This window comes from Streptomyces sp. NPDC127119 (genome assembly GCF_042677425.1).
In the GTDB taxonomy this organism is placed as follows: Bacteria; Actinomycetota; Actinomycetes; order Streptomycetales; family Streptomycetaceae; genus Streptomyces.
Genome location: NZ_JBHXTO010000075.1, coordinates 35,721 through 45,392, shown reverse-complemented (window position 1 = coordinate 45,392; position 9,672 = coordinate 35,721). Strand labels below are relative to the sequence as shown.

Here is a 9,672-nt window from a genome sequence, read left to right as displayed (position 1 = left end):
CGGGTAGGGGCGGCGGGGGCGAAAACCACACCGAAACCACCCCCCCCACCCCCACCGCGAAGCAACTGTCACCGCCCGGTCAGCCGGCAACGGCCGACCGGGCGGGAGCGTGTCCACCCCCGGAAACCGGCGCCAGCCCCTCCCCGGCATGCTCCACCTCCACGAACCCGACCCCGACCTCGACCCCACCCGCCCCCGCGACAGCGGAGTACGGCGGTCGCACGGGCAGCGTGGCCGAAGGGGACGGAGCCGTGAGGGTGAACCACACGACCTTCCCCGACTCACCGTCCGGCCGCACACCCCAGCTCTCACTCACCGCGGCGACCATCGAAAGGCCACGTCCGCAGGTCGCGAGGGAGGTGGCGTCCCGCACCTCGGGAAGGCGCGGGTCGCGGTCGTGCACGGAGACGGTGAGCCGGTCGAGCAGCAGCTCGATCTCGACGGTGCACAACTTGTCGGGCCGGGCGTGCAGATGGACATTGGTCAGCAGCTCGGTCACGCCGAGCGCGGCCCGGTCTATCAAGGGATCCAGACGCCAGTAGCGCAACTGCGCAGATACGATTCTGCGGACCTGGCCGATCCGCGACGGCAGAGCGTTGAGCTCGACCGTGCAATGTTTGCTTGGCTGGCTGATCACGGCTGCGACTCCCCGAATTGAGGTCCGGAAGAAGACGAGTGCGGATCCAGCGGGCTGCCTGCGCGCGCCGACCGCCTGCTGTCGGTGGCCGGCGGGCTGGTTCGCAGCGTTATCGCCGGTAAACCCAGAGTGACGTGACAACAGAGTGGCTCAGGAGGCGCGCTCCCGCAACTCGCGGTGATCTCGGCGGCCGGACGAACGGCCCCCTGCGCGGCGCTCAGCGCACGCGCCCCGCCGCATTGCGCACGGCCTCGATGAACCGGCGGGCCGCCGGCGGACCGGGCTCTCCGGGGGCCGGATCGTGGTCGCCGAGGGTGAGCAGATAGCGGGTGCCGTTGACGTCCGCCAGCGCCCGGTCCGCCTGGGCGAACCAGGGCTTGGACGCACGGACCGCCTGCACGGGCGCGCTGTCGATCTCACTGCCGTAGCTGGTGAGCAACTCCAGCCTGCCGTCGCTGATCCGGACCTGCCCGGCCCGGGTGAGCGAACGCAGCCGCTTCCCGATCCGCACGCCTGTGGCTGTGAACTCCGGCTCCGCCATGTGCCCCACCCCCTTGTGCGCTTCGGTCGTGCCCCGTCGTGCCCCGTCGTGCCTGCATGTCGTGCATGTCGTGCCGTACGGGTCGTGCCCCGTCGCGAACCGCGGGTCGCGCCCGTCGTACGTCCGGGGTGCGCCCGTCGTGCGTACAGGTCGCGCCCGTCGTGCGGACGGGGCGAACTCGTCGTGCCTACGGCGCGGGTCCCGTTCCATTGTGCGTCCCGCCGGGACCGGCGTCCTGTGCGTGCAGTCTGCCCGCGCGGGGCGTCGAGCACCAGTGCGCATCACGGCGTGGCACATGCCCTGTGGCGCACTCGCGTGAATGCGCCCCCCACCCCCTTGACGGCCGCTCGCCACAGGAGTCCCTTTGGGGTTCTCAAAGGAGTGTTTATGCAGGTGAGAAGCGTGCGCAAGGTGCCTATGATCGAGGCGTCCGACCGTGCGATCCGACGTCGGCAGCCACCCGAAGGAGCCCCGCCGTGACCACCCCGCAGCAGGCCCGCCCCCATGAGCCCACGGCCACGCTCGATGTCGATCACAGCGACGCGGAGTACCGGAACTGGCTCAAAGAAGCCGTACGGAAGGTCCAGGCCGACGCGAACAGATCGGCCGACACCCATCTGCTGCGCTTCCCGCTGCCGGAGCGCTGGGGCATCGACCTGTATCTCAAGGACGAGTCCACCCACCCCACCGGCAGTCTCAAGCACCGACTGGCCCGCTCGCTCTTCCTGTACGGGCTGTGCAACGGCTGGATCCGGCACGGCCGCCCCGTCATCGAGGCGTCGAGCGGCTCCACGGCCGTCTCGGAGGCGTACTTCGCCAAGCTGATCGGGGTGCCGTTCATCGCCGTGATGCCCCGCACCACGAGCCCGGAGAAGTGCCGTCTGATCGAGTTCCACGGCGGCCGGTGCCACTTCGTCGACGACCCGCGCACGATGTACGCGGAGTCGGCGGCCCTCGCGGCGCAGACCGGCGGGCACTTCATGGACCAGTTCACGTACGCGGAACGGGCCACGGACTGGCGCGGCAACAACAACATCGCCGAATCGATCTACCGCCAGCTGGAGTTGGAGCGCTACCCCGAGCCCGCGTGGATCGTGGCCACCGCGGGGACCGGCGGCACCTCGGCGACCATCGCGCGCTATGTGCACTACATGCAGTTCAACACCCGTATCTGTGTGGCCGATCCGGAGAACTCCTGTTTCTTCGAGGGCTGGACCACGGGTGACGCGGAGGTCACCACCGACTGCGGTTCGCGGATCGAGGGCATCGGCCGGCCGCGGATGGAACCGAGCTTCGTACCCGGGGCCGTCGACCGGATGATGAAGGTGCCGGACGCGGCGAGCGTGGCGGCCGTGCGGGCGCTGGAACAGGCCATCGGGCGCAAGGCGGGCGGTTCGACCGGCACGGGTCTGTGGAGTTCGCTGAAGATCGTGGCGGAGATGGCGGCGGCGGGCCGGACCGGGAGCGTGGTCACGCTGCTGTGCGACCCCGGGGACCGCTATCTGGACAAGTACTACTCGGACGACTGGCTGGCCGGTCAGGGCCTGGACATCGCGCCCTACGCGGCCACGATCGACGCACTGCTGGCCACGGGGATCTGGCCCGCCTGAGCGACCCGTTCCCGGGTGGCGCGGCTCCCGGGTGGTACGGCTCTGGGGGGTGGTACGGCTCCGGGGCGGTGGCCGTCAGCGCGCGTGCGGTGAGCCGATCCGCCGGTCCAGCTTGCGCACCGCGTCGCGGAACGTCCGGCCGAGACCGGCCCGGCTCACCTTCGTCATCAGGCGGAACGCCGCCGTGCCGTCGGCGGCCACGGTCCACTGAACCCGCGTACCGGAAGGGCCGTCCGGCGTGAGCCGCCACTCCTCGACGAGGGCGCGCACGCCGGGCGCGTTCGTCACGTCGACGCGGTACGCGTACACCTCGTGCGGCTCGGCCGCGAGGATCGTCTCCTCGAAGCGCGTGCCGCCCCTGAGGCGGATGCGCCGTCCGGAGCCGTCGTCGGACGGGTGTGCCGACGAGACGGCGGAGAACCACTCCGGCCAGCCTTCGACGTCCTCGGCCAGCGCGCGGTAGACCGCCTCGGGGGACGAGGTCACCGCTCGCGCGAACACCAGTCGCACGGGAGCGGTCTCGGTGAAGTCGCGCTCCACGGGGCGCAGTCGACGAACCATGCGTACGACCTCCTCGCGGGAACGAGTCGGGAGCGAGTCCTGAACGCGGCCCCGCACCACGGCAGTTGACGGGGGAGGGTCACCATAACCGTCGGCACGTCGGATGTCTGTACCGCTCATGGGCGCCCATGGACACCCCGGGACGTGTCTGGACGCCCCGGCGGACACTCAGGCGTCCGGCGCGTCCTCGTCCTCGGCCTCCGGTTCGCCCGCCACCACCAGGCGCCGCAGATGCTCGGAGATCTCCGTGCGCGCCTCGGCGGGCAGCCCGTCGTCCGTCACCAGTGTGTCGATCTGTTCCAGCGCGGCGAACGAACTCAGCCCCACCGTGCCCCACTTGGTGTGGTCAGCGACCACGACGACACGCCGCGCCGACTGCACGAGGCGCCGGTTCGTCTCGGCCTCCGCGAGGTTCGGCGTGGACAGCCCCGCCTCCACTGATATGCCGTGCACCCCGAGGAAGAGCACGTCGAAGTGGAGGGCCTCGATCGCCTGGTCCGCGACGGGACCCACCAGCGAGTCCGACGGCGTGCGCACCCCGCCGGTCAGGACGACCGTCGCCGCGCCCTGCCGCTGCCCCGACGTGCGCTGCGCCGAGTGGAAGACGTCGGCCACCCGCACCGAGTTGGTCACCACCGTCAGGTCCGGCACGTCGAGAAGCTGATGGGCGAGCGCGTACGTCGTCGTGCCGCCGGACAGCGCGATCGCCGTGCCCGGGGCCACCAGCGAGGCCGCCGCCCGCGCGATGTCCTCCTTGGCCGTCAGCTCCAGCCCCGACTTGGCCTCGAAGCCCGGCTCGTGCGTGCTCGCCTCGACCACCGGGACGGCGCCGCCGTGCACCTTCTCCACCACGCCCTGCCGGGCGAGTGCGTCCAGGTCGCGACGGACCGTCATGTCGGACACGCCGAGTTTCCTGGTCAGTTCGTTCACGCGGACGCCACCGCGCCGCCGGACCTCGTCCAGGATCAGAGCGCGCCGCTGCTCCGCGAGCAGGTTCTGATTCTCGCTCACGTCCGCTCCGGTTCCCTTCGCCTCGACCCGCTCGACATGGCCCCGTACCCCCTGCGACAAGGACGTTCCCCTCACCTGTGGACCCGCGGGACGCCCCATCCTCGCACGGGCCGCCGCAGGTCGCGCCACTGCCTGTGGCGGCACGCACACGTCACGCTGCCACCTCCTGTCCGGCGCTGTCACACGGATCGGGGAGATTCCGTGACGAGTGGTGCGCGGAGCGTCAGCGGAGGAGATCCTTGTATCTGGACATGACACATGTCGTACGGGCATCACGGGGGACACAACAGTGGAGCGTCTACAGGGGTACGCCCCGACGAACGAGGCGAACGGTTCCGGGCCGCAGCAGGCGTCCGACACCGCGCTCGAACTCCTGGTCCACGGCGTCGGCGGCACGACGCCCCAGGAAATGCTGAACGATCCGCGCACGGTCCGGATCACCGGCGACGACACGGCCGCGGTCTTCCGCCGCGCCGACGACGTCGAGGCCGAGACGAACGCGACACGCCGGCCCGCGGAGCACCAGGGCAAACCGATTCCCGAGGCGTACGTCTGGTGCAACCTCACCTCGGGCAACGGCTCCCGGGCGCTGTGGCTGCTGCTCCTGCCGTTCATGGTGGTCAACCTCGCCCACTGGATGCGGCCCACGGTGAGCGACAACCGCACGCCCGCGGTCCGCCTCTACGGCCTGCTGGTGCGCCTGGCCGGTCTGACCCTCACGGTGCTGCTGGTCGCCGCGGCCTGCGAGGTCGCCCTCGACCTGGCCGCCTGGCAGTGCGCGGGGACGCCCGACTGCGCCCGGGAACACTCCTGGCTCGGCTTCCTGTCCCCGGCGGTCTCCGACGGCGGCTGGTGGAGCCAGCCCGGCCGCCGTCTCGTCCTCGCCTCCCTGGTGCCCGCCGCTCTCACGGGTCTCCTCTGGTACCTCTCGCACCGCACCTGGAGCGCGTACGAGTCCCAGCAGCCGAGGCCGCGCGAGAGCGAGCCGGAGGAGGAGGGCAGCAGGGCAGGGCTCGGCCGCCCCGGCTTCTGGTACGGACGCCGGCTGGTCGCCCGGCTGCGGGTCGCGCACACCGCCGCGGGGCTGCTGACGATCGCCGCGGCGGTCGGCGTCGCCGCGGCCCGCCACGACCGCGAGGCCGGCGGTCCTGCCGCCCTGGACGTACTGGGGTGGCTGCTGAACGGGGCGTTCGTGCTGGGGGCGGTCTTCGTGCTGTGGGTCGTCTGCAGCCGGGGCCGCAGCGAGCACCGGCTCGACCGGCGGCTCGACGCGGCCCTGGTGCGCCGGCTGCCCCTCGGCTCGCTCGCCCTGCTCGTCCTCACGTTCGTCTACGCGGGCTGGTCGCGCCCCGGGTGGAGTTCGGACCACCGGCTGTCCGGGGGCGGCGCCGCCTTCGGCACCATCGCGCTGGTCGAGTGTCTGCTCGTGATCGTCCTCGGGGTCGTGGCCCACGTCCTCCACCGGGGCCGGCCCGATCCCCGCACCGCGATGCGGGGCCTGGCGGGGCCCGCCGTCGCGATGCTGGCCTGCGCACTGGGCGGGGTGATGTCCGGCGGAGTCTCCCAGCGCGTCGCCGACTGGCTGGACGGCACCGGCCACACGATCGCGGGACCGCCCGTGCTGCTGACCTGGCAGGCGTCCGTCATCCCGCCCCTGCTGCTGGTCCTGCTGGTCCTAGTCGGCTGGCTGGCGCGGCGCACGGTGGTGCTGCGCCGCACCGAGACGGCCGCGGTCGAACTCGCCTACGAGGACGAGCCCAAGGACGAGGCCACCACCCGCCGCATCGCGAGCATCCGGGCGATGGCCTCCCTCACCGACCGGGCCCCCCGCATCATCGGCATCACCTCCGTCGTGACGCTGGTCCTGGGCGGCCTGGCCGTCGCGGGCGCCCTGATCACCGAAGACGCCCCGGGCGAGGCGGCGAGCGGCACCTACCCCGTCGTGCAGGGCGCGGCCGAGACCGCGCAGGCACTGGGCTCCTGGCTGATCGGTGTCGGCTTCATACTGTTCGTCACCTGGGGCCGCCGCGCCTACAAGGACCAGACCGCCCGCCGGACCATCGGCATCCTGTGGGACGTCGGCACGTTCTGGCCGCGCGCGGCACACCCCTTCGCGCCCCCTTGCTACGCCGAGCGTGCCGTCCCCGACCTGACCTGGCGCATCGCCGGCTGGACCCGCGCCACCGGCGGCCGTCTCGTCCTCTCCGGCCACTCCCAGGGCAGTGTCCTCGCGGCCGCCGCGGCCTGGCAGCTCGAACCGTCGGTGCGCAATCGGGTCGCGCTGCTGACCTACGGCTCACCGCTGGAGCGGCTCTACGGGCGCTGGTTCCCGGCGCACTTCGGGCCCGAGGCGCTCAGCGGACTGCACCGGGACGTCGACTGCTGGCGCAATCTGTACCGGGTCACCGACCCCATCGGCGGCCCCATGCGGCTGCCCGGCGACTGCGGTCCCGAGGTCGACCGTGAAGCACTGGAGGACCCGCTCGCGTACTGCCGGTCGGAGAAGCACCCGCTGCCCGCGCCGATCCTCGGACACTCGGACTACCAGGCGGACCCCGTCTTCGCCGAGGAGCGGGAGAAACTCCTGGCCCGCCTCAGGCCGGACGTCCCGGCCCCGCGACCGGGCACGGAGCCCGAGGAACCGCAGGGCGGCCCCCGGGCGGAACCGACGCCGGTCTAAGGGCCGGCGGTCGGGGCCAGGGGGACTCCCGGCCGGGGCTCAGGGGAGTTCCGGCAGGTCCTCCGCGTACAGCAGGGTGAGGTCGTCCGTGCTCGTCTCGGCGAGCTGGGCGACCCGCCCCGCGTGCCGCTCCACCATCGCCTCGAAGGTCTGCCGCGCGGTACGGCCGTTGCCGAACGCGGGCCCCTTCGGGATCGCCGAGAAGTACGTGAGCAGCGCCTGGTCGGCGCCCGGCGCCAGCCGGTACTCGTGCTCGTCCGCCTGCTGCTCCACGATCCGCAGCAGTTCCTCGGAGCCGTAGTCGTTGAAGGTGATGGTCCGTGAGAAACGGGACGCCACACCGGGGTTGACCGAAAGGAAGCGCTCCATCTCGGCCGTGTAGCCCGCGACGATCACCACCACGGCCTCCCGGTGGTCCTCCATGAGCTTCACCAGGGTGTCGATCGCCTCGCGGCCGAAGTCGCGTCCCGAGTCCTCCGGCGACAGCGCGTACGCCTCGTCGATGAACAGGACACCGCCGCGCGCCTTGTCGAACGCCTCCTGCGTACGGATCGCCGTGGAACCGATGTGCTCGCCGACCAGGTCGACGCGGGACACCTCGACGAGATGCCCCTTCTCCAGGACACCGAGGGAGGCCAGGATCTCGCCGTACAGGCGGGCGACCGTCGTCTTGCCGGTGCCGGGGGAGCCGGTGAAGACGAGGTGGCGCCGGGCTGAGGCGGCCTTGAGGCCCGCCTGCTGGCGCCGGCGGCCCACTTCGATCATGTCGGTGAGCGCTCGCACCTCGCGCTTGACGCTGTCGAGGCCCACCAGCAGGTCCAGTTCGCCGAGCACGGCCTCCGAGGTGCGCGCGGGCTGCTCGGGCTCCGTGGCGGCGATCAGCGGCTCCTGCTCGGTGACACGCTGGCCCGGGATGACCCCCAGCAGGCCCGAGGACTGCCCCGCGGTCTGTACGGCGGGTTCCGGGGCCGGGGTCCGCGCGTGGGCGCTCTCATCGCTCGTGCAGTCCTCGACCAGCGGCCCGGTGCCGGCCGCCTGGTCGCCCCCGGCGTCCGCGAACTCGTAACCACCGCGCGCGCAGCGCTCCGTACGGCACTTCTTGAGGGTGGCGCGGCAGCCGTCTATCACGTGGAAGCCGTACCCGCCGCTGCCCGTCACCCGGCAGCCGTGGAAGCTGCCGCGACCGCCGGCCGACACGTAGAAACCCGCCTCCGCGGGCGAGGTGACCGTGCACCGCTCGATCGTGGGATCGGCGCCCTTGGTGACGATCACGCCCGTCTGCGTGCCGTCGATCGTGCAGGCGGAGAGCGTCCCGCCGCTGCCGTGGTCACGGAACCAGGCACCCGTCGCCGCGTCCCGGATGCGGCAGTCGTCGAGCTGCGCGGTGGCGCCGTCGCTCACCGACACGGCCGTGTTGCGGACCTGGGTGATGTCACTGTCGACGACGTCCGCGCGCGAGCCGCGGTCGAGCACGAACAGGGCGTCCGGCACGTCGTGCACCCGGCACGATTCGAGGACGACGGTCGCGCCGTCGCTGACCCACACCGCGGGGTAGTCGCCCGTACTGTCGTGGATCTCGCACTGGTTGGCGTCCACGCGCGTGCCCGGATCCCAGACCGACAGGCCGTTGCGCCCGAACTGGCGCACGGTGGACCGCGTCATGGTCAGGACCGAGCGGGAGCGCAGGTCGACCGCGTTCTCCGGGATGTCGTGGATACGGCAGTCGGCGAGCGTCAGCACGGCGTCCGTGTCGAGCGTGACACCGTCCGAGGTCGTGCGGTGCACATCGCAGTCCGTGAGATGCGCCGTGGCCCGCGCGGAGATCTGTACGCCGCTGCCCCTGACCTCGTAGACCTCGCAGCCCACCGCTTCGAGGGCGGACTGCTCGCCGGTCACCGACAGGCCCGCGCCCGCCGTGTGGTGCACCCGGCAGCGCTCCAGCCGCGGATGGGCCCCGCCGCGCACCGAGACGCCCGACTGGCCGGCGGCCACGACCTCGCACTCCTCGAAGACCCCGCCCCCGCCGTCGAGCACGGAGATGCCGACGCCCGCCGGATTGTCCACCGTGCAGCGCCGCACCGTCGGGCGCGCGCCGCCGCGCACCTCGATACCGGCCGCGGACCGGGTGACGATCCGGATGTCCATGAGCTCCGGCGTGCCCTCCTCGACGAGCAGCGCGGGCGCGGCCGAGTCCTGGCCCTCCACGAGCAGGTCCTGGACCACGGCGGAGGCACGCACGGTCAGAGGCACGCCGTCGACGGGCGCGATGCGCACGGAACCGGCCGAGCCCTCGGGGCCGCGCAGCGTCACCGCCCGCTCTATGACGAGGTTCTCCCGGTAGGTCCCGGCGGCGACGGTGAGCACGTCACCGTCGGCCGCGGCCTCCAGGGCGGCGGCGAGCGATGCGTACTCACCTGTGCGGCGCCGCCACCGCGACGTGCCGGTGTGCGTCACCTGGACCGTGCCCTGTGCCATGGCGCTGCTGTGCCCCCACCTTGTCGTACGCGGGTCCTGAGAAGCCGTGTTCCCAGCGCCTGGCCGTCAACTCGGCTCACGGGGAACGGGAAACAGCCTCTCATGACGGTGCCGAACACCTCGGCCGGTCCACCGTAGCGTGCGCGGGGCCGCGCGG

7 protein-coding genes are annotated in these 9,672 nt (G+C 72.2%); 2 read left to right on the top strand and 5 right to left on the bottom strand.

Features of this window, described 5'->3' with window-relative positions; genetic code table 11:
* Positions 1–79 precede the first annotated feature (79 nt).
* Together ACFVH5_RS27300 and ACFVH5_RS27295 are read right to left on the bottom strand one after the other, a co-directional pair.
* Entirely contained in the window at positions 80–637 is a 558-nt protein-coding gene (locus tag ACFVH5_RS27300; protein WP_385836390.1) for an ATP-binding protein, read from the bottom strand.
* A gap of 217 nt (positions 638–854) precedes the next feature.
* Entirely contained in the window at positions 855–1,178 is a 324-nt protein-coding gene (locus ACFVH5_RS27295) for a hypothetical protein (protein WP_107019186.1), read from the bottom strand.
* A 476-nt stretch (positions 1,179–1,654) separates the two neighbouring features.
* On the opposite strand from ACFVH5_RS27295, the gene ACFVH5_RS27290 reads away from it, so the two are divergent.
* A complete protein-coding gene (locus ACFVH5_RS27290; RefSeq protein WP_385836389.1) occupies positions 1,655–2,788 on the top strand; it encodes a PLP-dependent cysteine synthase family protein in 1,134 nt (377 codons plus the stop codon).
* A 75-nt stretch (positions 2,789–2,863) separates the two neighbouring features.
* Here the strand turns inward: ACFVH5_RS27290 and ACFVH5_RS27285 are convergent, their stop codons facing one another.
* Both ACFVH5_RS27285 and ACFVH5_RS27280 read right to left on the bottom strand, forming a co-directional pair.
* Positions 2,864–3,349: an SRPBCC family protein gene (locus tag ACFVH5_RS27285; protein ID WP_385836388.1), complete on the bottom strand. Its 486-nt coding sequence runs from the start codon at positions 3,347–3,349 to the stop codon at positions 2,864–2,866.
* A 168-nt stretch (positions 3,350–3,517) separates the two neighbouring features.
* Positions 3,518–4,360, bottom strand: coding sequence for a DeoR/GlpR family DNA-binding transcription regulator (locus ACFVH5_RS27280; RefSeq protein ID WP_384798929.1), 843 nt, complete (start codon positions 4,358–4,360; stop codon positions 3,518–3,520).
* A gap of 289 nt (positions 4,361–4,649) precedes the next feature.
* Here ACFVH5_RS27280 and ACFVH5_RS27275 point away from each other — a divergent pair, with 289 nt between their 5' ends.
* Positions 4,650–7,040, top strand: coding sequence for a hypothetical protein (locus ACFVH5_RS27275; RefSeq protein WP_385836387.1), 2,391 nt, complete (start codon positions 4,650–4,652; stop codon positions 7,038–7,040).
* Positions 7,041–7,079: 39 nt separating this feature from the next.
* Here ACFVH5_RS27275 and ACFVH5_RS27270 read toward each other — a convergent pair whose 3' ends face one another.
* Positions 7,080–9,515, bottom strand: coding sequence for a right-handed parallel beta-helix repeat-containing protein (locus ACFVH5_RS27270; protein ID WP_385836386.1), 2,436 nt, complete (start codon positions 9,513–9,515; stop codon positions 7,080–7,082).
* Between the last annotated feature and the right edge of the window lie 157 nt (positions 9,516–9,672).

Bases quoted from the DNA above. Each gene is read 5' to 3' on its own strand.
- ACFVH5_RS27295 (WP_107019186.1), bottom strand. From the start codon at position 1,178: ATGGCGGAGCCGGAGTTCACAGCCACAGGCGTGCGGATCGGGAAGCGG.
- ACFVH5_RS27285 (WP_385836388.1), bottom strand. From the start codon at position 3,349: ATGGTTCGTCGACTGCGCCCCGTGGAGCGCGACTTCACCGAGACCGCT.
- ACFVH5_RS27270 (WP_385836386.1), bottom strand. From the start codon at position 9,515: ATGGCACAGGGCACGGTCCAGGTGACGCACACCGGCACGTCGCGGTGG.